This is a genomic window from Nocardia sp. NPDC051052 (assembly GCF_044456045.1).
Lineage (GTDB): Bacteria > Actinomycetota > Actinomycetes > Mycobacteriales > Mycobacteriaceae > Nocardia.
On sequence record NZ_JBITFL010000002.1, the window covers coordinates 487975 to 510973 of the forward strand.

18 protein-coding genes are annotated in these 22999 nt (G+C 69.0%); 2 read left to right on the plus strand and 16 right to left on the minus strand.

Translation table 11 applies throughout. The annotated features are described in order from the left end of the window. Positions 1-3: 3 nt before the first annotated feature. The 12 genes from ACIBCN_RS07365 to ACIBCN_RS07420 all read right to left on the minus strand — a co-directional run bounded on the left by ACIBCN_RS07365 (position 4) and on the right by ACIBCN_RS07420 (position 14771). Entirely contained in the window at positions 4-1899 is a 1896-nt protein-coding gene (locus ACIBCN_RS07365; protein ID WP_396990644.1) for a CocE/NonD family hydrolase, read from the minus strand. A gap of 17 nt (positions 1900-1916) precedes the next feature. Then, on the minus strand, positions 1917-2780 hold the full coding sequence (locus ACIBCN_RS07370) for an SDR family oxidoreductase (RefSeq protein ID WP_396990645.1): 864 nt from the start codon (positions 2778-2780) through the stop codon (positions 1917-1919). A gap of 79 nt (positions 2781-2859) precedes the next feature. Then, entirely contained in the window at positions 2860-3528 is a 669-nt protein-coding gene (locus ACIBCN_RS07375; RefSeq protein WP_396990646.1) for an FHA domain-containing protein, read from the minus strand. Further along, entirely contained in the window at positions 3528-4814 is a 1287-nt protein-coding gene (locus ACIBCN_RS07380; protein WP_396990647.1) for a VWA domain-containing protein, read from the minus strand. The genes ACIBCN_RS07375 and ACIBCN_RS07380 overlap by 1 nt, the downstream gene beginning before the upstream one ends. Further along, a complete protein-coding gene (locus ACIBCN_RS07385) occupies positions 4811-5839 on the minus strand; it encodes a protein phosphatase 2C domain-containing protein (RefSeq protein ID WP_396990648.1) in 1029 nt (342 codons plus the stop codon). The genes ACIBCN_RS07380 and ACIBCN_RS07385 overlap by 4 nt, the downstream gene beginning before the upstream one ends. Then, positions 5836-8238 (minus strand): tetratricopeptide repeat protein, encoded by a 2403-nt coding sequence (locus ACIBCN_RS07390; RefSeq protein WP_396990649.1) that lies wholly within the window; start codon positions 8236-8238, stop codon positions 5836-5838. Before ACIBCN_RS07390 ends, ACIBCN_RS07385 begins: the two co-directional genes overlap by 4 nt. After that, positions 8235-9419, minus strand: a complete 1185-nt coding sequence (locus ACIBCN_RS07395; protein WP_396990650.1) for a hypothetical protein — start codon at positions 9417-9419, stop codon at positions 8235-8237. Before ACIBCN_RS07395 ends, ACIBCN_RS07390 begins: the two co-directional genes overlap by 4 nt. Next, entirely contained in the window at positions 9416-10381 is a 966-nt protein-coding gene (locus tag ACIBCN_RS07400; protein WP_396990651.1) for a glutamate ABC transporter substrate-binding protein, read from the minus strand. The genes ACIBCN_RS07395 and ACIBCN_RS07400 overlap by 4 nt, the downstream gene beginning before the upstream one ends. After that, positions 10378-11625, minus strand: a complete 1248-nt coding sequence (locus ACIBCN_RS07405; protein ID WP_396990652.1) for a hypothetical protein — start codon at positions 11623-11625, stop codon at positions 10378-10380. Before ACIBCN_RS07405 ends, ACIBCN_RS07400 begins: the two co-directional genes overlap by 4 nt. A gap of 103 nt (positions 11626-11728) precedes the next feature. Continuing rightward, positions 11729-13147, minus strand: coding sequence for an MFS transporter (locus ACIBCN_RS07410; protein ID WP_396990653.1), 1419 nt, complete (start codon positions 13145-13147; stop codon positions 11729-11731). Between the two features lie 89 nt (positions 13148-13236). After that, positions 13237-14238: an AraC family transcriptional regulator gene (locus ACIBCN_RS07415; RefSeq protein ID WP_396990654.1), complete on the minus strand. Its 1002-nt coding sequence runs from the start codon at positions 14236-14238 to the stop codon at positions 13237-13239. Positions 14239-14399: 161 nt separating this feature from the next. Continuing rightward, a complete protein-coding gene (locus tag ACIBCN_RS07420) occupies positions 14400-14771 on the minus strand; it encodes a hypothetical protein (RefSeq protein WP_396990655.1) in 372 nt (123 codons plus the stop codon). A gap of 165 nt (positions 14772-14936) precedes the next feature. Between ACIBCN_RS07420 and ACIBCN_RS07425 the strand changes: the two genes are divergently transcribed. Next, positions 14937-15704 (plus strand): TetR/AcrR family transcriptional regulator, encoded by a 768-nt coding sequence (locus ACIBCN_RS07425; RefSeq protein WP_396990656.1) that lies wholly within the window; start codon positions 14937-14939, stop codon positions 15702-15704. Positions 15705-15733: 29 nt separating this feature from the next. Here the strand turns inward: ACIBCN_RS07425 and ACIBCN_RS07430 are convergent, their stop codons facing one another. The 3 genes from ACIBCN_RS07430 to ACIBCN_RS07440 all read right to left on the minus strand — a co-directional run bounded on the left by ACIBCN_RS07430 (position 15734) and on the right by ACIBCN_RS07440 (position 18105). Beyond that, the gene (locus tag ACIBCN_RS07430; protein ID WP_396990657.1) at positions 15734-16381 is read right to left on the minus strand and encodes a pentapeptide repeat-containing protein; all 648 of its coding nucleotides are present in this window, start codon (positions 16379-16381) and stop codon (positions 15734-15736) included. 67 nt (positions 16382-16448) lie between these two features. After that, complete coding sequence (locus ACIBCN_RS07435; RefSeq protein WP_396990658.1) at positions 16449-17702, minus strand: RNA polymerase sigma factor; 1254 nt, start codon at positions 17700-17702, stop codon at positions 16449-16451. A 1-nt stretch (position 17703) separates the two neighbouring features. Continuing rightward, positions 17704-18105 carry a YciI family protein gene (locus ACIBCN_RS07440; RefSeq protein WP_396991154.1) on the minus strand — a complete coding sequence of 134 codons (402 nt, stop codon included), beginning with the start codon at positions 18103-18105 and terminating at the stop codon, positions 17704-17706. 175 nt (positions 18106-18280) lie between these two features. Here ACIBCN_RS07440 and ACIBCN_RS07445 point away from each other — a divergent pair, with 175 nt between their 5' ends. Beyond that, a complete protein-coding gene (locus ACIBCN_RS07445) occupies positions 18281-19447 on the plus strand; it encodes a serine hydrolase domain-containing protein (protein ID WP_396990659.1) in 1167 nt (388 codons plus the stop codon). 216 nt (positions 19448-19663) lie between these two features. Here ACIBCN_RS07445 and ACIBCN_RS07450 read toward each other — a convergent pair whose 3' ends face one another. Then, positions 19664-22837 (minus strand): carboxyl transferase domain-containing protein, encoded by a 3174-nt coding sequence (locus ACIBCN_RS07450; RefSeq protein WP_396991155.1) that lies wholly within the window; start codon positions 22835-22837, stop codon positions 19664-19666. Positions 22838-22999: the final 162 nt, after the last annotated feature.

The following is a 22999-nucleotide window of genomic DNA, read 5'->3' on the forward strand; positions in this document are numbered from 1 at the left end:
ACCCTAGTCGGCGCGCCCCGTCCGCAAGGTGAGGTAGCTCGGCTGGTCGGGGTCGAGCACGATGGTCTGGCCGATGATCTCGCGCTGCTTCCACGGTGGAATCAGGTGACGCGGAAAGCTGGTGCGGCTCACCGCTACTCGCAATCGATGACCCGCGCGCAGCACCGCTTCGGTGGGGTTGATCTCGATGTCGACGACGAACGGCTCACCGGGGATCACCGGCAGCGCGGATTCGGCGGTCAGGGTGTGCAGCGGGAACAGCAGCTCACCGTCGACGTAGTCGCTACCCGCGGTATCGATCGCCCGCAGACTGGACAGCAACGCACCGCGCGTGAGCGGCACGGAGGCACCGCCGGGCTCCACATCGCACACCGTCACCGACCAGAATGCGTCCGTCCCTTCGGCTTCCACGTTCAGGTGCAGGTTCATCGGACCGGACACCACGAGGTCTTCGGCGAAGGGCTCGGTGGTGAACGTGACCGCCCCGGCCTCCGCATGCCGGTCGTCGGTACCGAACCGACGACCGAAGAGCAGGGTCACCCCCATGCTCATCACCCCGGTGTTGTTGGAAGCCATCCGGATTCGCCCGGTGGGCAACGGTAGTCGGGACTCGATATCGCCGACCTCGGCAGCCAACCCGGCGTCGGTCCCGGCATGCGGTGCGGCACCGGTGATTTCGGAGTTCAGGTAGAGCCGTTGCAGCGTGCTCGCCGGATCCGGGAACTCGTTGTGCCGCAACCACTGTCCGTCGCCTTGCCGGCGGACGGTGATCGGACCGTAGCGGTCGATACCGTTGTCGATGTCCTTGACCCACCGGTCGAACCAGGCGCATTGCAGCTCGTCGATCGCCTGCGGACTGCCCGGAGCGCCGAGACCCGACCCGACGGTGAGGTGGTAGGAATCATCGACCAGCACCTGTTTCGCCCCGCCGGACAACGGGATTCGATCGAACATCCGGAAGTTGGAGCGGTTGTAGACGTCGTGCCAGCCGCCATGAATCCAGGTCGGCGCGGTGATGTCCTCGAAGCGCGCCAGCTTGCTCGCCCACGTCGGGTTGAGGAAGCTGTCGGGATGGTTCTCGGTGAGCCCGATCTCGATCGCGTGCCGCACCCAGCCCGCCGGGTCGGCGATCCGATCGCGCAGGAACTGCCTGGTGATCCCGGCGCGCAGCAGGCCGGACACCGACGGCAGCCATTTGAAGCCGGTGACGGCCAGGATCCACAGCAGCATCCCTGGCGTCGGCACCCCACCGGTCAGGCCGAGTTCGCGCATCGGGTCCTCGCCCGCCTCGATGGCGAACACGGCGCGCAGGCCCGCCGGCCGCAGACCCGCGGTGATCAGCGCGGAGATCGCCCCGTAGGACACCCCGGTCACCGCGAAATCGCCGTTGCACCAGGGCTGTTCGCGCACCCACGCGATCGCCTCCAGATAGTCCTGCTGCTCGCGCGGTTGGAAGAAATCCCAACTGCCGGTGGAGGTTCCGGTGCCGCGCACGTCGATCATCAGCCCGACATACCCGCGGCGCACCGCGGTGCGGTTGATCACGAATGGTTCCAGGATCCCGCCCGCGGGCGTGTGCAGCACGTCGCGCGCGGTGAACCGCCGCCGATCCGAGGAGCCGACCCGCGCGGCCAGCCCGCGCAGCGTGTGGTGCCAGCGCATGCCCTGACGATTGATCATCTTGTTGTACGGGGTGAAATTGATGATCGCGGGCAACGGTTCACGGGCGGGCCCGGCTCCGTCCCCGGGGCGCAGGATATCGGCGGTGAGGATCGCGCCATCCGACATCGCGATGGGAACGGTGGTGGCGCCGAACAACTTCGAGTATCGGGCCGGCCCGATATCGAATCGATGATCAGGCGGCACCGTCGCCGCGGTGGTGGTCAGCGGCTGGGCCATGGTGGGTCCTCTCGGCGTCAGCGCACGGTGGTCGTCGTGGCCGGTTGATCGATATAGCGGCTCATCGCCCAGTTCAGGCCGCGCATGGCGAGGTGGTAGGACGGCGGGAAATACCGCTGCGCCCAGTGCCCGATGCGAATGTCGTTCGAGGTGTAGACCAGATAGGTATCGCGCTCGACCCCGCGCACGATCGAGCGCGCCGCGGCCTCCGGCGTCACCGCCCGCTTCATGAACAGCCCCATCGCACGCTGCACGACGTCGGCGTTGCGATCGATGCCCGCGATGTCGACCCGGTCGACCATCGGCGTCGCCATCGCGCCCGGACACACGAGGCTGACCCCGATCCGGTGCCTGCGCAGATCGAACCGCAGCACCTCCGACACCCCGCGCAGGCCGAATTTGCCCGCGCTGTACGGCGCGTGCCACGGCAGCCCGAACAGTCCGGCGGCGGAGGACACGTTCACCAGATGCCCACCGCGGCCCGCCGCGATCATCGGCGGCAGGAATTCCTCGATGACATGGATCGGGCCCATCAGATCGACGTCGATGGTGCGCCGCCACTGCGTGTGAGTCAGCCGGTCGACGGTGCCCCAGGTCGCGATCCCGGCCACGTTCATGATGATGTCGACGCTGTCCACCTCGTCGTGCGCCCTGGCCGCCAACGCCACCACCTGATCATGGTCGCTGACGTCCGCGGTCGCCGCGAGGTGCACATTCGCGCCCGCCGCCCGCGCCAGCGTCGCGGTCTGCTGCAGACCCTGCGCATCGATGTCGGTCAGGATCAGCGAGGCGCCCTTGGCCGCGACGGCGAGGGCGGTACTGCGGCCGAGACCGCTGGCCGCACCGGTGATCAAGCAGCTCTTGCCGCCGAACGTGGTCATGACTCACGACGATAGGCGCAAATGAACATTGTTGTCTACAAAACGACGGATGCTGTCCCAGACGCAAAAGGGCTGGCGCTCAAGCGGGTTCGCGCCCGGCCGGATCGAGGGCGAACACGATGGTCGTCCAGCCACCGAGATGGATCCGATCGCCGCTGCGCAACGGCACCGGCACCTTCGCGGGGATGAGCTCGTCACTGCCGTTGACGCTGGTGCCGTTCGTCGAGCCGAGATCGGTGACGGTCAACTCCTCGCCGTCGAGGTGGATCGTCGCGTGCGCCCGGGACACACCCACGTCGGCGGGCGCGATACCGAGATCGATATCGGGCGTCAGTCCCTGCGAGACGCTGCGCTTCCCGATCAGGATGTCGTTGCCACGCAGGACAATTCGACGTTCCGGGTAGAACGCGGGAAAACCGACCTGGTCGGCATCGGGGCCCTTGCGGGCGATCACCCGATCGTAGAACGCACGATCCGCGGTGATGGTGGCCACCCAGGCGGTCGAGGGGGCGGACACCGCGCTCGAGGCCTCCGCGATCAGCAGATCGGGCCGAACGGCCGGCGTCGGCAACGCCGAATCATGCCCGCACACTTCACAAAAGCGCCCGCTGCTCGGCGCACCGCAGGACGGGCACAGCGCGACCGGTGCCGCGGCAACCGTCGCCTGCGCCGTTCCGATCGGCGCTCCGCACACGTCGCAGTAGTCGGTCGCGCTCGACTGATGCCCTTCGGGACAGGTAACGCCCACTATCCCTCCTTCCGGACCCTGGCGGTCTTGGTCGAGCGAGCGTCCAAGGCCATCTCGTCGGCGGCCGCGACGCTGGCCCGCAATCGCACCGTCCCGTTGCGCTCATCGACCTCGACCACACCGCGCAGCAGCTTCGCGGTGCTCTCGTTCCCCGACTCCGCCGCGAGCTCGACGGCGCGCCGCAGTTTGGCCGTCGCGGTGTCGGTATCGCCGCTCTTGCGCGCCGCTAGACCCTCCTGCACCACCTGCGCCAATTCCGCCTGCCCGGTGTAATGCGCCACCCGCCTGCTGATTCGGGTCGACAGCTCGGTATCGGTGGTCCACACCGCCTTCACCAGACCCTGCCCGAGCACCTCGTCGCCACTCACCACGCTCACCCGCGCGGCCAGCTTCTCCCGGCCGGGCGCGGCGGGTTCCACTTCGACCTGCACGTGATAGTCGCGGTCCTCCGCGCCCCACGCGCCGAGCGGGTACTCCCCCACCTGCGCTGCGGACTCCACCCGCCGCGCGGTGAGATCCTCGATGGCCGGGGCGACCTGCTTGACGAACCGCACCTTGGCACCCGCCGGGGTCCAGACCCGCAACGTCAGTTCCGGAATCGCCTTCGCCATCGAGCCCCGGATCATCGTGGCGAAGTCGTCGGCCAGCTTGGCCGGGTCGGCGACAATGTCGACGGTGCCGTGCAGCGCCGAGGCGATGGTGCGCAATTCGTCCACCCGCCAATCGGTTCCGACGCCGCGACAGTCACAGGTGAATACGCCTTCGGACTGCTTGATCTCCGCGGCCAGCGCGGCGGGCTCCTCGTGCTCGTTCTTGCCGTCGGTGAGCAGGATGGCGTGCACCATGGCGCCGGGATGCTTCGTGGCCAGCTGCCTGGTCAGGCCGAGCCAGGTGCCCATCGCGGTACCGCCGCCGGGCGTCAGCTTGTCGAGTGCGCGCCGCGCGGCCGCCCGGGATTCCCGATTCACCGCCATGGACGGCACATTCGACGGAAAAGCCAACCGCGCCATCGCCGTTCCCTCGATGATCGCGAATTTCGTACCGTCGGCCATGACATCGAGCGCGGCCAGCGCGGCCTGGCGTGCGCCGGGGAACTTGCGGCCGGTGGCCATCGATCCGGAGCAGTCCAGGATGAGGATCTCCAGCCGCTCCTGCGGCGCGGCCGCGACCACCAGATCGGCGGCGGTCTCGACGGTCACCACCGCGTCCACCGTGCCGACGCCGTCGGCCAGATACTCGTTCTGATCGATGGCTACCGAAATGCCATTGCCTGCAACGGAACTCACTGCACTTCTCCTGGCTGTGGAACGGGAACGATCGCGACGGTGATGTTGTCGCTGCCGCCGCAACGCAGCGCGAACTCGACGAGTTCCCGCGCGGCGACGGCGGGGGCGGTCGCGGTGGCCACCTCGGCGAGCGCGGTCGCGTCGGACAGGTAATTCCAGAGACCGTCGCTGCACAGCAGCAGCACGCCGGGCCCGGTGGTGCGCAGCGTCCGAATGCAGCTGTCCGACCACGGTTTTGCCGGCCCGTCCGCGCCGAGCCAGCGGATCAGGGTGTGCGCCCTCGGGTCGTTCATCGCGGCCTGCTCGTCCATCGCGCCCGCGTCGACCAGGGCCTGTGCCCAGGAGTCGTCCGAGGTGAGCCGCTGCGACGGCGGGTTGCCCGGCTCGTCGGGTGCGTCGGCGTGCAGCCAATACGCCCTGCTGTCACCGACATTCGCGACGGTGATCTCGGTGCCGTCGGCGTCGGTGCGCACCACGGCCGACACGTAGGTGCACGACGGCGCGTGACCGTCGGCCACCGCGATATCGCGGACCGCCTGTGCGGCCGCCGCGAGGCCCGCCATCGCGGCTTCGGCCGCGGGCAGCCCGTCGAGCAGCGCCGTGCGGCAGGCATCGACACCCGTCCTGGCCGCCGTCCCCGAGGCCACCTGCGGATCTTCCGAGGAGGACACCCCGTCGGCGACCACGATCACCGTCGCGCCACCCAGACCGTCCAGCACCGCCGCCGCGACGGCATCCTCGTTGCGCGCGTGCGAGATTCCGCGATCGGTGGCCACCGCGACCGCGCCGAGGTCGGCCGCGAATCGGTCCGGTGCCCCGCGCAACTGCCCGCACCCGACGCAGTAACCATCGCCGTCGTACCGCAATCCGCCGCACCCGTCGCAGGCGCCGGGCGGCCCGGGTTCGTTATTCGGCAACGCGATTCGCTTGCCGCCCAATTCCTGTCCGCAGTTCTCGCAGAAGCGATCCTGCTGGTGCACCTCGGCATCGCAACCGGGACAGTGCAACCCGACCCCGGTGCTCATAACCTGGTCCTGGGCCGGACGGTGTTCGCCTGCTCTACCAATGCGAATCGCTCCCACATGTCGTCGGTTTCCCGGGCCAAGTCCCGATAACAACGCTCCAATCCGGTGCGGACACCGTCTTGATCCAGCTTCGCGCCGAGCAGCGGATCGAGTGCGCTCGCGACCCCGCCCACCCGTAGCCAGTCCAGCGCGGCGGTCAGCACTCGCAAACGCACCTGTGCGCCACGGCGTTTGGAATCCAGTCGCAACCGGCCGACCCGCTCGCCCGCGTCACGCACGATCAGCTCGGTGAATTCGGCCGGTGACCGCCCGTTCAGTTTCGTCTCGACCGCCGCGATCCTGGCCTCGGTGAACAGCGAAGAACCCGCGTCCACCTGATCGAGGGCGGCTACCGCACCGTCGCGATCGCCTGCGGACGCACGTAACCTGGCCAGCCCGAACACCGCACTGAGATACGTCCGATCGGTGCGCCACACAGTCTCGTAATAGCTTGCGGCCCTGCGCTTTTCCTCGGCGGCCTGGAAGCCTTCGGCATCGGGTGCCTCGGCACCGGACAGCTCAGCGACGGCGGCCAGCGCGAGTTTGGGTGCCCCTTCGCCAGGCAGCGCGGCGTACACCGCATCGAATTCGGCGGCGGCTGCCGGGAAATCACCGGCGAGCAGCCGACTTTCGCCGCGATACCAGGCGAGCCGCCAATCGCCGGGCAGCGTCGCGGCGACCTCGGTCAGCCGCCGATCCGCCTCGGCGGTATCGCCGGTCTCCAGCGCGGCCCGAATGAGCCGCAACGGAATCTCGGTCGACGCGCTGCGTCCGGTGACGACCGAGCGCAGTCCGGCCTCGAACGCCTGCTCCAGTTCCGCCGGCGTGGTGCCGCTCGTCGTGGCGAGCAGCGCGGCCGCGCTGTCGGTCGGATCGACCAGCGGAACAGGCAGGGCGGCAACGATATTCGCCGCATCCACCGGCGCGTCCACGCCGAATACGCCGCGGGGCGGCCCGAAGTAGGTCGACATCCCGGGCCGCGGCACGCCGTCCTCGGTCGACAGCACCTCGCGCAGCACCCCGGTGAGCTGGTCGGTCATCTCCTCCATCGAGGCGAACCGCACCTCGGGGTCGTCGTCGGTGGCCCGCAGCAGGAATCGGTAGAGCGAGTCGTAGGTGACCAGCAGCGGTTCGGTGTCCGGCCCTGGCAGCTCGGCGAAATGACCACCCCGCTGCGGCACGTCCATGAGCAGCACGGCCAGCGTGCGCCCGACCGTATAGACCTCGGTGGCCACGGTCGGCCCGGTCTCGGCGATCTCGGGTGCCTGGTAGCCGATGGTGCCGTAGATCGGACTGTCCTGATCGTCCATGGCGATCACCGCGCCCAGGTCGATGAGCTTGAGCTGCTCGTCGGTCTGCATCACGTTGTCGGGCTTGAAGTCACAGTAGGCCAGGCCGAGAGAATGCAGATAGCCGAGCGCGGGCAGCATCTCCAGCACGTAGGCGATCGCCTGGGCCGGGGGCAGGAATCCGCCGCCCGCGTCGCGGTGGGCGCGCAGGATCTGCTTGAGCGAGGTGCCGCCGACGTACTCCATCACGATGTAGCCGACCGCGACCCCGTCCGCCCCGGCGTGCTCGACGAAGTTGTGGATCTTGACGATGCTCGGATGCTCCACCTCGGCGAGGAAGCGCTTCTCCGCCACCGCCGCCAGCATCGCGTCGGCGTCGCCGGAGTTGAGCAGGCCCTTCAGCACCACCCAGCGGTCGCTGACATTGCGGTCGATCGCCAGGTAGATCCAGCCGAGCCCGCCGTGCGCGAGGCACCCGGCGACCTCGTACTGACCGGCGACCAGATCGCCCTTGGCCAGCTTGGGCGCGAAAGAGAATGGGGTGCCGCAGTTGGCACAGAAACCCGCGCTGCGGCCGGGTTTTCCGTCGCGGCCCCGGCCCACCGGCTTCTCGCATTTGCCGCAGAACCGTTTGTTCTCCGGCACCTGCGGGTCGGTCATGATCGCGGTGCTCGGATCGATGCGCGGCACGCGGGGCACCTCGACCATGCCCGCGCCGAGCCGGCCGCGCCTGCTCGACTTGGACGAGGATCGACCGGTGCGCACCGAACGCGAGCCGCTCCGGGCGCTGCGGGCGCTGCCGGACACCGTCGCGACCGTCTCCGGGGCGGGCGCGGTGCCGCATACTTCGCAATAACCGTCGATAATCGTTGCGCCGCAACCGGGTTCGGCGCATTGCCGATGCGCGGACTCGGCCGTCGGCGCCTCGGTGGACGCCTCGGCCGCCGTCGCCCCCTTGGCCTGGGCCGCCGTCGAATGCACGGTCGTCGCCTCGGCCGGTGCGGTTCCGCACACCGCGCAGTAGCCGTCTTCGATGGTGCCCGTGCAGCCGGGTTCGGTGCATGCCGTCACGGTCGCCTCCCCGATTTCTCCGCGATGAGTTGCTGATAGTCGGCGACCGCGCGGGTGACCGCCGCCAGATCACACGGCGTGCGGGTGAGCAGCCCGGCGGCGATCTGATGGGCGGCGAGCAGGTCTCGGTCCTCGCCGACACCGAGGCGCGCCGCCTTGGCCTGGTAAGCGGCCAGCCTGCCGCGCAGTTCGCCGCGACGGTCGAGCAGACCCTGCGCCAGGTTTTCCGCGGTAGCCGCGGCGGCGGTGGCCGCGTCGATGCGGCGGCCCAGTTCCAGCAGCGCCGCTGCCGCACCCGGATCGGCCGGGACGGCGTCCAGTTGTGCGCGCAGCCGGTCGATATCGTCCGCGAGTATTGGCAGCGGACCGGACACGATGGTGCGTTCGACTTTCACCCTGGCTTGTGCGGCCCGCTCCCGCGTTTCCCCCAGTGCGTCCAGTCGCTGGCGTGCACTGGCGATCGCGGCGGGCCAATTCGCCGCGACCGCGGCGAGTTCGGCGAGCACGGCCGCCTCCCGGCGCACCGCGCCGCTCAGTTCGGCGAGGCGAGCGTCGATCTCGGCGGCGGTCAGTGCGAGCGGATCAGTCGCCGAGCGCCGCAACAGTTCGGCGATGCCCGCGCTGACGGCGCGCAGCTCAGGGGTCGCTCCCCCGGCCTTGTCGAGTTGAGCCTGCAGCGGCGCGAGGCCGGCCATCACGCGGGTGTTCACCTTGTCCACCGCGTCGAGGAATTCGGCGATCATCGGGAAAGTCGCCCGCATGCGATCAAGCGTATCGGCGAGCCCGACGAACAGCACGTATTCGCTCGGACCCGTCAGCGAACGCTCGGCCAGCGGGATCGGCGTGCGCGAGACCTCATGCGGCCGGCCGCGCAGCAACTCGGTCAGCTGCGCGCGCTGGTCGTCGTCCAGCCTGGCGCGATTCCCACGCACCGTGCGCGCCGAATCCAGGATCGCGCGCATCCGGCCGAAGTCCTCCCACATCAGCGCGAGCGCGTCCCGGACCGGCAGCCAGCGGGCCTCGGTGACCCCGGACGGCGGATAGCTACGCACCAGGTTGAGCCCCGGATGTTGGTCGAGCTCCAGCAGGGTGGCCACGATCGAATCGGCTTCGCTTGCGCGCCGGGATATTTCGCGGTCGATCTCGATGAGGGTGAGCGGCTCCATGACGGTCGGGCTCATCCCACATACCGGGGCGCGGGCTGGCCCGGCGAGGGGCCGAGTGCGCTCAGCCGGGTCGCGTAGATCCGCTCCCAGGTGCCGTCGGAGCGCATCCGCTCGAGCACGCCGTTGACGAAGCGCACCAGATCGTCGCTGCCCTTCGGCAGGCCGACCGCGTAGCCGCCGACACCGATGGGGTCGCCGACCACCTGGAGGTTGCGGTCCTGCTCGACCAGGCCGAACAGAATCGGCGCGTCGCCACTGATCGCGTCGACCAGCCGCTGCTGCAGCGCGACGAGGCAATCGGTCCAGTTGGTGACGCCGATGACGGTGGGGCGGTTGGCCATCGCGAACAGCGGCGTGGACGCCGTGGTGCCGCGGGCGACGCACACCCGCTTGCCCGTCAGGTCGGCACCGGAGTTGATGCCCGAGTCGCGTGGCGCCAGGATCCGTTGTGCCGCACCGTAATAAACCGAGGAGAAGTCGACTTCCTTGCGTCGTTCGCAGGTCGCCGAGAAGGTGCGCACGATCATGTCGACCTTCTTGTCCCGCAGCGCGGGCAGCCGTTCGGCGGCGGTCACCGAGCGCAGCTCGATCTTGCTCGGGTCGCCGAACAGCGCGTTGGCGATCTCGTGCGCGATGTCGATGTCGAAGCCCTCGAGCTCGCCGGTGCCTGGATTGCGGAAGCCGAACAGATAGGTGTTCTGATCGACGCCGACCTTCAGCTTGCCGTTGGCGACGATCGCCGCCATCGCCGAACCCTGCGGCATCGCACCGGGTCTCGGCAGCGGGCCGGGCCGCAGGCTTGCCTCCGTGTCACAGGAACTCTCGATCGGCGGCGGCTCGGTGATCTCGCCGGCGCCCGCGGGTTCCGGGTTCACCGCTGCCATGGTGTTCGGCGCGGGCAGCTCGCCCGAGCCGCAGCCGGTCAGCAAAGCCGCCGCGGTCACCAGCAGTGCGGCAAGCATCAGGCGTGTGTTCACAGGAACTCCTTCAGCCGCGGCCACACCCCGGCGACCACGGCGGCCGCGGCGACAACCAGCAGCACCAGCGTGCCGGACGGGCTGAGGAGCAACGCCGTACCCGCCGTCCGCAGGCCGTCCCGGAGATCGCGGCGGGCCTGGGCGAGGTTGTCGTTCAACGAGCGGTCCAGCGCCGCGAACTGGGTGGCCGACGAGGTGGGCGCGGTGCCGATGGCCTGCGCGACCGCCGCCGGATAGTTCGCCGCCTGGTACGCCGTCACCTGCGCCTGGTGCCCGGCCGACCACTTGGTGAGCTCTTGCCCGGCAACGGAATCGGTGCCGAGCCGGACGCGCAGGTCGGCGGCGTGCTTGTTGTACATGTCCTCACCGGCCGCGATGTCGCCGCGGGTGATCAGTTCCAGCGTCTCCTGGGTACGGGCCTGCTGCGCCGCGATGCGCGCCTTCGCCAGGGACTCGAAACGGTTGCTCGCGCCGGACGCGCCGGTGTCGAGCGCGTTCGCTGCCACACCCGTCGCGACGACCAGCCACAGCAGCGCGAGCACCGCAGCGGCCGCCGCGCCCGCCATGCCGAGGTTGGCCAGCCGGTTGGTGCGGCGCACCAGGATCCACGATCCCACCGCGCAGCTGATCAGCACCAGGACGACCAGCGCGACGCTCACGATCGGCGTCGCGGCGATGGCCCGCTGGTCGGTGCGCACCGCGGCGAATCGGTCGGCGGTGAGCCGTTCGGCGTTGGGCAGCAGGGACTTCTGCATCACCTCCGACGCCTCACTCAGGTAGGACGAGCCCACCGGGAAACCCTGCCGATTGTTCGCCCGCGCGGTCTCGACCAGGCCGGTATAGGCGGGCAGGTCCGCGGCGATGCTGGCCACGATCTGCCTGGTCCGCTCGTCGGATGCGCCCGCGGTGGCCTCCGCCAGCGCGGCGGCGGCGTCGGCCAGTGATTGCTGGTACCGCTGGCGCGGGGCGGCCGCCTCGTTGCCCGGGGACAGGAACTCCGCGGCCGCGGCGGCGTCGGCGGCCGAAAGCGCCACGTACAACCCCTGTGCGGCGAACGCGAGCGGCTCGGTCCGGTCGAGCGCGACGTCACGACGCGCGCTCTTGTCGCTCATCTCGTTCGCGCAGGCGAAACCGGCGAGCAGGCACAGCACGACGGAAACGACGACAACAACGGCGATCACCCCCGGCGTCGTTCCGGCGAAGCGTCGCAACCACAGGGTCCCGTTGCGGATGCGAGGTCCCACACCGTCCTCCTAACATCTCCCCGGCCGGTGTATTCGATCGCGATAGTACGGGAGCAGGATTAGGTGTGCCGACCGATTGCCCAGGTAGTGGACAATCAGGGTTTCAGACGTCGGCGCGAACCAGCTTGGGAGCGGTGCTGATTCGGGCGACGATCAGGGCGGCCGCGCACAGGCCGGTGATGGTCAGCCAGCCGAGGTTGGCCGGTGCCCGGAAGGCCCCGGCCGAGGTCAGGGCGTCGGGATGGCTGGCGATCAGTGACCCGATCACCGCGACGCCGAGCGACTGGCCGATCTGCCGTGACGTGGTCGCCAGGCTGGCCGCGACCCCGGACTGCGCGGCGGGCAGTCCGGCCACCGCCGTCGCCGTGATGGGCGTGTAGATCAGCCCGATGCCCGCACCGAACATCGCGTAACCGATGAGTAGCAACAGGTTTCCGCTGCCGTCGAAGGTGGCCGTCAGCACCGCCGCCGCGGCGGTGGCCACCACCGCTCCGGCGCTCAGCGCGCTGCGGGCGCCGCGACGCGCGACGATCCGGCCCGACATCGGCCCGAACACGAACATGGCGACCGCCATCGGCACCAGCGCGAGCCCGGCCGTCAGCGGCGAGTCCCGCCGAATCTCCTGGAGGTAGAACGTATTCAGGAACAGGAACCCGCCCAGCGCGGCGAACGCGAGGATCGCGATCACGAACGCGCCGGTGAACGGGATCGACCGGAACACCCGCAGGTCTATCAGCGGGTGCGGGTGCCGCGGCGCGTACCGCAGTATCGCGCCGAGGCAGGCCGCCGACCCGGCGAAGCAGCCGACCGTCAGCGGCGCGAGCCAACCCCGATGCGGCCCTTCGATAATCGCGAATACCAGCAGCCCGAGCAGGCCGATCACCAGCAGCTGCCCCAGCGGATCGAGCGCGCGCGGGCGATCCGACTTCGACTGCGGAACAACAAGAAAGGTGAGTGCCAGCGCGATGACCGCGATCGGTACATTGATCCAGAACACCGCCTCCCAGCCGATCGCGTCGACCAGAAATCCGCCGACCACCGGCCCGGCCGCCATGCCGATCCCGATCGACCCGCTCCAGATGCCGATGGCCCTGATCCGCTGCCCCGGTTCGGTGAATACCGCCGAAATGATCGCCATCGCTACCGGAGTGAGCATCGACCCGCCGACCGCCTGCAGCACCCGGAACGCGATGAGCCAGCCGACCGAGGACGCGAGACTACATGCCAGCGAACCCACGGCGAATATGGCGAGGCCGATCTGGAAGATGGTCCGGCGACCAATCCGGTCGGCCAGCGAGCCGGACAGCGTCAACAGACAGGCCAGGGTCAACGTGTAGGCGGCGACCACCCACTGCGCCCCGGCCACCGAACCCTCCAGCCCACGACCGATCACCGGTAGCGCGACGTTGACCGCGGTGGTGTCCACATTCGCCATCACCACGGCGGTGCAGCAGACGGCCAATATCGTGGCCTGCCGGATCGTCTTCGGGACACTCGGCGCGACAGGGGCGCTGATCGACATGGCAGCATACTTGCAGCATCCAGGCGGTCTTCGGCACCCAACACACCGAGTGATGCGACTGGTTCCAGTTGGAACTCCGTGTGAACGATCTAGTGGGCGCCCGCGGGGACCGGCGCTCTGATCGGCGCGGGCGATCGGCCGCCATGCAGCCGGAACTCCTGCGGAGGGCACCCTTTCCAGCGCCGGAAGGCCCGAATGAAGGACGCGGCTTCCGCGTAACCGAGGCGGGCGGCGACCTGCTCGGTGCTCAGATCGGTATCGGCGAGCAGCTGCTCCGACATCAGCTGCCTGACCTCGTCGAGCAAGCCGCGGAAGGAGGTGTCCTCCTCGTTGAGCCGCCGCGACAGGGTGCGCGGGCTCATGAACAACTCGTTGGCGACCGCGATCTGATCGGGAATGGTGCCGGGGGTACGGACGAGCAGATCGCGGACCGCGCCCGCGACGCCGGAGCGGGTGCGATGCCTATCCAGCAGGTCCCGGCAGAACTGCACGCAGGCGCCGCGCGCCCGTTCGTCGATTGTCGGCACCGGAAGGTCGAGGAAGCGATCGTCGAATGACACCGCATCGGTCTCGGTGCCGAAAAGGGGCTCCACCCCGTATATCTCGCGATACCTGGCGATGCTCGCGGGAGCCGGGTGCCGGAATTCGACCCGGGTAGCCGGAATTCCGGATTCGAACACCGCGCTACCGATTGTCTTGATACCGGCGAGGATTCGCTCGGCAAGAAAAACGCGCAGGTCCGGCGGGCATTCGGCAGCGTCGAACCGCACCCGAGTCACACCGCCGGATTCCTCGACCGCGAGTCGCCCGGACACCGAGAAGCGATCGAGATAGCGCACCATGACATCGACCGCGTCGCCCATGGTGCGGCTGCTGAGCAGCGCGAGCCCCCATGGGCCGGACAGCGGAATATCGGCGCTGCTACCCGCTTCCGCGCCGAGACCTGGCTCGGCGCCGCAGCGTTCGAGCAGATTACGCACGGCCAGTAGTTCCTGAGTAGCGGTGCACTCGATATCGTTCGGCGACAACATGGTGCCGGATAGGCAGTCCGCGCTGGACATTCCGCGTTCCTCGGCGATCGTGATCAGCACGCGAACACTGGAAGTGCTACGGCGAAAATTCCGGTCGAACATGTACTCGCATTCCCTCATCGAATTCACCGTGCCAGACGGCTTGGCGAAATCTATCAATGCCGGGCCGGTCAGTGGGGCAAAACGACAAACTGGTCAGGGTGCGCGCAGCAGCATTTCATTCAGCGTGGCGATGATTCGGTCGGTGCGCGTAGGAGGGCAACGCTGACTGCGAGCAGCCAAAGAATGGTCAGCCCACCCGTTGTCGCCGTCGTGCCCCAGCCGTTGGCCGCGTAGAAGTTCGCGGGGTCGTTTCCGCAGAACATCGAGGGCACGAAGGCCAGATGGATTGCGGCCAAGGCGAAAGCGGTCCACCTGGTCCAACGCGGGAGCAGGGCGGTGCCCGCGATCGCGACGCCGAAGGCGGTCAGGAACAAGGCGATCAGCAGCTTCGACAGCGAGCCGTAGAGCAGGTAGGTCCCGGTGACGGCGATGGTCGGATCGATCGGGTCGGGGGCGGCGATGGTCGCGCCGACCTCGAGGCAGGTGGACACGGCACTGACCGTCAGCCAGGCCGTCCATGGATTCTCACTTTCGCCGGCCTGCCGCCTCGTTGCGCGGCGACCAGGCTCTTTCCTCTTTAGTATATCTCTTATACTATAAGCCGCATGCTAATGTTCCGGCCGTTCGAGCACAAGCGCTGAGGAGGCGAACGCACGATGGTCGACGACACCCCACCGAACGAGCTGGTCCGCCTCTGGCGCCTGCCCGTCGGTCAGCGACTCGGCCGCCCGGCCGGGCTCGACGTCGAACTGGTCGTCCGTACCGCCGTGCAACTGGCCGACCGCGCCGGATTGCCGGGCGCCACCTTGCCGAAGATCGCCGAAAACCTCGGCGTCACACCGATGTCGCTCTACCGCCACATCGGATCCAAGGAAGAGCTACTCGTCCTCATGAGCGACGCCGCCATCGGCCCGCCCCCGGCCTTCCCTGCGCCGGTGCAGGATTGGCGCTCAGCACTGCGTGCGTGGGCCGTCAGCCTCTGGTCCGTGCACCGGCAGCGCCCCTGGCTGACCCAATTGCCGATCGCGGGCCCACCCAGCGGGCCCGGCACCATCGGCTGGATGGACGCGGGCCTGCGCGCCCTGCGACCCGCCGGTCTCGATATCGGTGCGAAGGTCGGCGTGGTGATGGTCGTCAGCGGCTACGTCCGCCAGGCCGACCTGCTCGCCCAGCAACTCGAACAGGGCAGGCGCGCAACCGGTCTCGACGAATCCGAGACCAATCGCCACTACGCCCGGCAGATGGCCCGCCTGGTCGATCCGGAACGCTTCCCCGACGCGGCCGCACTCTTCAACTCCGGCCTGTTCGAATCGGCCCCACCACCGCCGACCCCCGACCCCGCCCAGGACGATTTCGACTTCGGACTGGAGGTCGTGCTCGACGGCGTGGCCGCGACGATCGCCCGCATCGGTTCAGGCGGATAACCCGCACTCCGGTCGAACCTGCTGTGTAATCAGGAGTTTCGGACCACGATGCCGAGGTGGCGGGCGAAAGCCGGTGCCAGCTCCATCAATTGGCCGTTGTCGATGGTCGCGCCACGGAGGGAGTCCAGGCCGTCGGTGATGTCGAGGGCACGGGCGCCGCGCAGGTCGACCTTGGTCAGCTTGACCCGGTTCAGCACCATGCTTTCCAGGATCGAGCCGGGGAAGGTCACGTCGGTAAGCGTGGCGTCGCCGAAATCGCAGTCGCGCAAGACACATTCGACGAAGGTGACGTCGCGTAGCTGTGCGGTGCGGAAGTTGACGGAGTCGAACTTGCAGCCCTCGAAACGCACCCGGCGCAGGCGGGAGCCCGCCAGGTCGACGCCGGACATGGCGCCCGCGATGACTTCGCTGTCGATCCAGCCGGTGTCGGCGAGTTCAGTGCCGATCCAGCGGACGTTACGCAGCCAGACGTCGGCGAATCTGGTGTGCCGCATGCTGCCCCTGGTGAAGGCCATCGAGGTGAAGGCGGACTCGCTGAAGCGGGCGTTCCGCACGTCGACCTCGTCGAGCTCGCCGCCGTCCAGGTGCACGCAGTCGTAGTCGCCTTCCGGCTCGAGGTCGCCCTCCAGTGCCGCGAGATGGCGCGCGTAGGGCAGGTCTTCGAGCTCGCTGGGCATGCGGAATCCTCCTGGTGACGGTTCGTGGTGCGACAACGGTCGAGTATTCCGGTCGGCACCGACAGGTTCATCCCGAGGTCGGTAGATCACCGAGGCGGGCGGCACGGGTGTTCAAGTAGCGCTGTTGCGGGAGGCTCATAGTCTTTTGTGCGGCAAGGAGATACGCGGTGCGGGCGGCCGCGATGTCGCCCGTGGTCTCCAGTAGGTGAGCGCGGACGGCGTGCAGGCGGTGGTCGTCGGCGATGCGGGCGTCGGCTTCGAGGTCGTCGACCAGTTTCAGGCCCGCCTGCGGGCCGCGGGCCATGGCGACCGCGACGGCGTGGTTCAGCGCGATCATCGGGTTGTCGACGAGGGCGAGCAGGCGTTCGTAGAGCAGCATGATCTGCGGCCAGTCGGTGTCCGGGTAGCTCGGCGCCTCGTCGTGCAGGGCGGCGATCGCGGCCTGGAGTTGATACGGCCCGGGGACACCGCGCGGCAGGGACGCGGTAAGGAGCGCGATGCCCTCGGCGATGAACCCGGCGTGCCAGCGGCCGCGGTCCTGCTCTTGCATCGGGACGAGTTCACCGCTGGGTCCGGTGCGCGCCTCGCGGCGGGCGTCGGTGAGCAAAAGCAGCGCGAGCAGACCGGCCACCTCCGCGTCGCCGGGCAGCAGCCGATGCACCAGGCGGGTGAGCCTGATTGCCTCCGTGGACAATTCAACGCGATGCAGGCGCGCACCAGCGGTGGCGGCATAGCCCTCGGTGAAGATCAGGTAGAGCACGTGCAGCACCGCGGCGAGGCGCGCGTCGCGGTCGCCGAGGCGCGGGGGCGCGAAGGGCACGCCGCTGTCCTTGACCGTCTTCTTGGCCCGGCCGATGCGCTTGGTCATCGTCGGCTCGGGGACCAGGAAGGCGCGGGCGATCTCCGCGGTGGTCAGGCCGCCGACCGCGCGCAAGGTGAGCGCGACCTGCGACGGTGGCGAGAGCGTCGGGTGGCAGCACAGGAACAGCAGGATCAAGGTGTCGTCGGAATCCGATGGCTGCCGATCGGCGGCCGGGGTCAGCCAATCCTCCGGCAGCGCCCACCGGGCGACCGTCTCCTCGCGCTGCTTGCGAGCCTGCTCGCTGCGCAGCAGATCGGTCAGTCGGCGGGACGCGACCGTGATCAGCCAGGCGCGCGGATTATCGGGAACGCCGTGCACCGGCCATTGCGTCGCCGCGGCGAGCAGTGCTTCCTGCACCGCGTCCTCGGCGGAATCGAAATGGCCGTAGCGGCGCACCAGCGCGGCGAGGACCTGCGGCGCCGACGAGCGCAGCAGGTCCGCCAACCGATCAGCCGACATGTCAGCCGAACTCGGGCGGCGCCTCGGCGATCGGCCGCACATCCGCGTAGGCCGTGTCGGCGATGTGCGCCGGCGCCGGGCACTTGCCCAGGTGGGCCGCGATCTCGGTGGCGCGGTCGAAGCTTTCGCATTCGACGATCCAGTAGCCCGCGAGCACCTCCTGGGTCTCCGCGTACGGTCCGTCGGTGACGAAGGCGCCGTCCTTGCCGCCGATCCGGCGGGTGTGCACCGGGTCGGCCAGCCCGCGGGTCTCCACCAGCTCGCCGGACTCCTCGAGCCCGGTATTGAAGTCGGTCATGAACTGGACCATCGCCGCCACCTCCGCGGCCGTCCAGGCGGGCTTGCCGGTTTCTTTGCCCGCCAAGCCGTCGTAGTCCTGCTGCGAGCCGTAGCTCAGGATCATGTATTTCACGGCAACTCCTCTAGTAGTCGGCACCGCGGTGGCGCCGCTCGTCAGGAACGTCGGAGCCGCTGACCATTCTCGGACATCCGGGCCGAAAGAATCTCGAAGCAGGCCGATCCGCTGACGGCGACCAGGTCACCGGCAGGCCTGCCGGGCGCGTGCCATGCTTGGCCGCATGAGCATTGACGGAACGGTGGCGCCCGGGTTCGAGGCGGTCCGGGCGGCATTCGCCGCGAATTTCGCTGACCAGGGCGATATCGGGGCGGCCGTGTGCGTGTACCTCGACGGGCGGCCGGTGGTGGATCTGTGGGGTGGGCTCGCCGACCCCGACAGCGGACGGGTGTGGGAGCGCGACACCCTTCAGCTGGTCTATTCGGCGACCAAAGGGGTGGTTGCCGCGGCGACACACCTACTGGTCCAGCGCGGTCAGCTCGACCTCGACGCGCCGGTCGCGCAGTATTGGCCGGAGTTCGCGGCGGCGGGCAAAGCCGAGATTCCGGTGCGCTGGCTGCTGACCCATCAGGCCGGGCTGGCGGCGATCGACAAGCCGGTGCCGCTGGCCGACGCGCTGGCGTGGACGCCGATGGTCGACGCGCTGGCCGCGCAGACACCGAACTGGACGCCGGGCACCGATCACGGCTACCACGGGCGCACCTTCGGCTGGCTGGTCAGTGAGGTGATCCGGCGCATCACCGGACGTACCGTCGGGCAGTTCCTGGCCGAGGAGATCGCCGGGCCGTACGGCATCGACTTCTTCATCGGTTTGCCTGCCGCCCAACGGGATCGGGTCAGCCGGTTGGTGTTCGCACCGAAGCCGGATCTGGATTCGGTGCCCGACGAGCTGATCCCCGAGCAGCTCCGGCCGATGGTGGCGGCGATGCGCGATCCGGAGTCGCTGGCGAACCGGGCCTTCCAGATCACCGACCCGCCCGACATCGACTTCAACTCCCCCGCGGTGCACGCCGCGGAAATACCCGCCAGCAACGGCATCGGCACCGCCCGCGGGCTGGCCCGGCTGTACGCGTCGCTGGTCGGCGAGGTCGACGGCAACCGGTTACTCAGCCCGGCGACCCTCGATGCCGCCCTCCGCGAACAAACCAGCGGCATCGACCGAGTCATCATGCTGCCGGACCGCTACGCCACCGGCTTCATGCTGCCCATCGCCGATCTCACCCTCGGCGGCCCGAATTCGTTCGGCCACCCCGGACGCGGCGGATCACTGGGTTACGCCGATCCGGGCCGAGGCGTCGCCTTCGCCTACGTCACGAACTACATCATCGAAGGCGCCGTAGACCTACGCGCCCGCAACCTCGTCGACGCCCTGGAGACCGCGCTCGGATAGCGTTGCCGTGCACAATCTCTCGCCCCGCGCACGAATCTGCCAGCAATCTCGCGCGCGGGCGCACAATCTGTGCGCGGCAAACCAAGCCATGCGCCCACAACAGCCCCGTCAGCGGCGCACACGACATCGCGTGCTGCGCACGAATCGGCTTCCCGCGCAACGGCTCGCGCGCGGAATCGTGCGCGCGGCGACAGAACGTGCGCGGTGCGCGGCGGATCAGCGGAGGGTGCGGATCCAGCGGCGGGTGTCGGCGGGGTCGATGACGTGATCGAGTTCCAAAAGGGTGGCGGCGGTGAGGGCTTTGCCGCTGGCGTAGGCGATGCTGACGAGGTTGTCGAAGGCTTCCTGGCGTTTGGTGGGGTCTTCGATGGCGGCGAGTTCCTTCGCGAAGCCAAGGCGCACAGCACCTTCCAGGCCCATACCGCCGATTTCGCCGGTGGGCCAGGCGATGACGAAGCGGGGCGCGAGGAACGAGCCGGCGGCCATGGCTTGGGCGCCGAGGCCGTAGCCCTTGCGCAGGATGACGGTGCCCCAAGGGACGGACAGGGCGGCCGCATCGATGAAGAGGCGGCTGAATCTGGTGACGGTGGCCTCTTTTTCGGCGTCCGGGCCGACCATGAAACCCGGTGTGTCGCAGAGGGAGACGATCGGGAGGTCGTGTGCCCCGCACAGGCGCAGGAAGGCGCTGAGCTTGTCGGCGGCGGGGGCGTCGATGGCCCCGCCGAGGTGCTGACAGTTGTTGGCGATGAGGCCGTAGGGGTGGCCCTCGACGCGGATCAGCGCGGTGACGATGCCGGCAGCCCAGTCGGGGCGTAATTCGAGGACGGAATCGAGGTCGGCGACGGCGTCGATCGCGGCGCGGATGTCGAAGGCGTGCAGCCGGTTCTCCGGGATCACATGGCGGGCAATGCGCGGGTCCGGTGCGATCCAATCATCCACCGGTCCTTGGAAATAGGCGAGGTAACGCTTGGCGATGCGCACCGCCTCGGCTTCGTCGGCGGCGACGAGGTGCACGACGCCGTTGCGGCGCTGCACCTCGATCGGGCCGATGTCCTCGGGGGCGTAGACGCCGAGTCCGCCGCCTTCGATCATGGCGGGACCGCCCATGCCGATGTTCGCGTCGGGGGTGGCGATCACGACGTCGCACATGCCGAGCAGGGCGGCGTTCCCCGCGAAGCAGCGGCCGGAAACGAGGCCGATCAACGGAACTCGGCCGGACAGCGCGCCCATGGTGTGGAAGGTGGTGAAGTCGAGGCCCGAGATGCCGCCGGTGTCGGTATCGCCGGGACGGCCGCCGCCGCCCTCGGTCCAGAAGACCACCGGAAGGCGTTGGGTGCCAGCCATTTCCAGCATGCGGTCGGTCTTGGCGTGACCGCGGTAGCCCTGGGTGCCCGCCAAAACGGTGTAGTCGTAGGACATGACGACCACCTTGGTGCGGTCGGCGCCGAAGCGGTCCGCGTTGATGGTGGCGACGCCCCCGATCAGGCCGTCGGCGGGGGTGTTCGCGATCAGGTCTTCCGGACTGCGGCGCAGTCGCTGGGCGGCGACCGCCAGTGCGCCGTATTCGACGAAGCTGCCGTCATCGACGAGGTCGGTGATGTTCTCGCGGGCGGTGCGCCTGCCGAGCCGGTGCCGTTTGGCGACGGCGGCGGGGCGGCCCTCGTCGAGGCCGACGCGGTGGCGTTCGCGTACTTCGGCGAGATCGGGGCGGACCGCGTCGAGGTCGATCGCCGCGATATCCGGGACGGTCCCATCGTGCTCGGCCTCGGTCCAGATCAGCAGCGGCGCATGCGGATCCACTGTCGTGCCCGGCGCCGCCACGTGCCGCCGGATGCGCAGCGACTGTTCGGCGCGCAGCACGTGCTGCATCTTCATGGCTTCCAGGACGGCGACCTCGGCACCGGCCGCGACGACGGTGCCGGGTTCGACCAGGCTGACCACGGTGCCGCCCATGGGTGAGCGCAGGGTCTGTTCGTCGTCTTGCAGGACAACGTCCTCGGCGGCGGCGGTCGGCTCGACGTGCGGTGCGGGCGCGTAATCGCTTGCCCGAGCGATGAGTTCGTGCAGGTTCCGTTCGAACCACTCGGTCGATACCGTGACTCCGTCGGACAGCTGATCGAGTACCGCCCGCAACAGTGCCGCGTTCGTATCGACGCCGACCACCACGGTCTCGGCCAACGCGTCCGAACAACGGCGCAGCGCGGCCGAATACGACGGACCGCGGGCGATCACCTTGGCCAGCAGCGAATCGAACTGTGCCCCTTGCCGCATACCGGCATAGGCGGCCGTGTCGACACGCACACCGACGCCGGTCGGCGCGGCGAACTGTGTCATGGTGCCGGTGCTGGGCAGCACATCACCACCCGCGGTGACGATTTCGGCATTCACCCGGGCCTGTACGGCGTAGCCGCGCGGCGCACCACCGGGTAATTCGAGGTCCGCGAGGGCACATCCTCGCGCCAGATCCAGCTGGATCGCCACGAGGTCCACTCCCATCACCTCCTCGGTGACGGTGTGCTCGACCTGCAGTCGCGGGTTCACCTCGAGGAACCACGCATCATCACCCCGCACGAGGAATTCGACGGTGATCACCCCGCGACAACCCACCGATTCGGCGAGGCGCACCGCGTCACCATGCAGCCGTTCCCGCAGTGCCGCAGCTAGATTCGGCGCGGGCGCCACCTCGATCAGCTTCTGATGCCGCCGCTGCACACTGCAATCCCGGTCTCCGAGGGCAACGGCACGCACGCCGTCCGCAACCACCTGCACCTCGATATGCCGTGCGTCGGCCACCAGCGCTTCCGCGTAGACCGCGTCATCCCCGAAACCCGCCAACGCCTCCGCCTGGCACCGCTCATACGCCTCCCCCAGCGATGCCAACTCCCGCACCTCGCGCATCCCACGCCCGCCGCCCCCTGCCGCGGCCTTCACCATGACCCCCGCCGGATGCGCGGCAAGCAGCGCGGCCATCTCGCCGACCCCCACACCCGCCGACGTCGCCGCCAACACCGGCACCCCGGCCCGCTCCGCCGCCGCCCGTGCGGCCACCTTGTCACCGAACGTCCGCAACACCTCCGGCGCCGGACCCACGAAAACAAGCTCGGCCGCCGCACAGGCGGAAGCGAGATCGGCACTCTCACTGAGGAATCCGCATCCCGGATGCACCACCGCAGCCGGGCCGGCCTTACGGGCCGCCGCCACCACGGCACGCACATCCAGATAGGCAGCGGCTCCTACGCCGGGCAATTGCACCGCGTCATCCGCCAACCGAACATGCAGAGCGTCGCGCTCCTCGGCGGTATACACCGCCAACGTCGCGTACCCACGCTCCCGTGCGGCCCGCAAAACTCGAACCGCCACCTCACCCCGGTTGACCACCACCACGCGCATGCCGCCAGTCTCCCGCATGCGAATTGCTCGCCGAACTGGACCTGGCTGAGTCGAATCACGAGAGAGCGCCCGGCCGGAGTGCTGGCGGTACCGACAATTCCGGGATGAACGTCGGCCACACCGGATGTACTGCGATCAATCATCTGAGCACCCCGGTCGATC

Coding starts and splice junctions, on each gene's coding strand:
- ACIBCN_RS07365 (WP_396990644.1), bottom strand. CDS start 1,899: ATGGCCCAGCCGCTGACCACCACCGCGGCGACGGTGCCGCCTGATCAT.
- ACIBCN_RS07370 (WP_396990645.1), bottom strand. CDS start 2,780: ATGACCACGTTCGGCGGCAAGAGCTGCTTGATCACCGGTGCGGCCAGC.
- ACIBCN_RS07385 (WP_396990648.1), bottom strand. CDS start 5,839: ATGAGCACCGGGGTCGGGTTGCACTGTCCCGGTTGCGATGCCGAGGTG.
- ACIBCN_RS07395 (WP_396990650.1), bottom strand. CDS start 9,419: ATGAGCCCGACCGTCATGGAGCCGCTCACCCTCATCGAGATCGACCGC.
- ACIBCN_RS07410 (WP_396990653.1), bottom strand. CDS start 13,147: ATGTCGATCAGCGCCCCTGTCGCGCCGAGTGTCCCGAAGACGATCCGG.
- ACIBCN_RS07425 (WP_396990656.1), top strand. CDS start 14,937: ATGGTCGACGACACCCCACCGAACGAGCTGGTCCGCCTCTGGCGCCTG.
- ACIBCN_RS07430 (WP_396990657.1), bottom strand. CDS start 16,381: ATGCCCAGCGAGCTCGAAGACCTGCCCTACGCGCGCCATCTCGCGGCA.
- ACIBCN_RS07435 (WP_396990658.1), bottom strand. CDS start 17,702: ATGTCGGCTGATCGGTTGGCGGACCTGCTGCGCTCGTCGGCGCCGCAG.
- ACIBCN_RS07440 (WP_396991154.1), bottom strand. CDS start 18,105: ATGATCCTGAGCTACGGCTCGCAGCAGGACTACGACGGCTTGGCGGGC.
- ACIBCN_RS07445 (WP_396990659.1), top strand. CDS start 18,281: ATGAGCATTGACGGAACGGTGGCGCCCGGGTTCGAGGCGGTCCGGGCG.
- ACIBCN_RS07450 (WP_396991155.1), bottom strand. CDS start 22,837: ATGCGCGTGGTGGTGGTCAACCGGGGTGAGGTGGCGGTTCGAGTTTTG.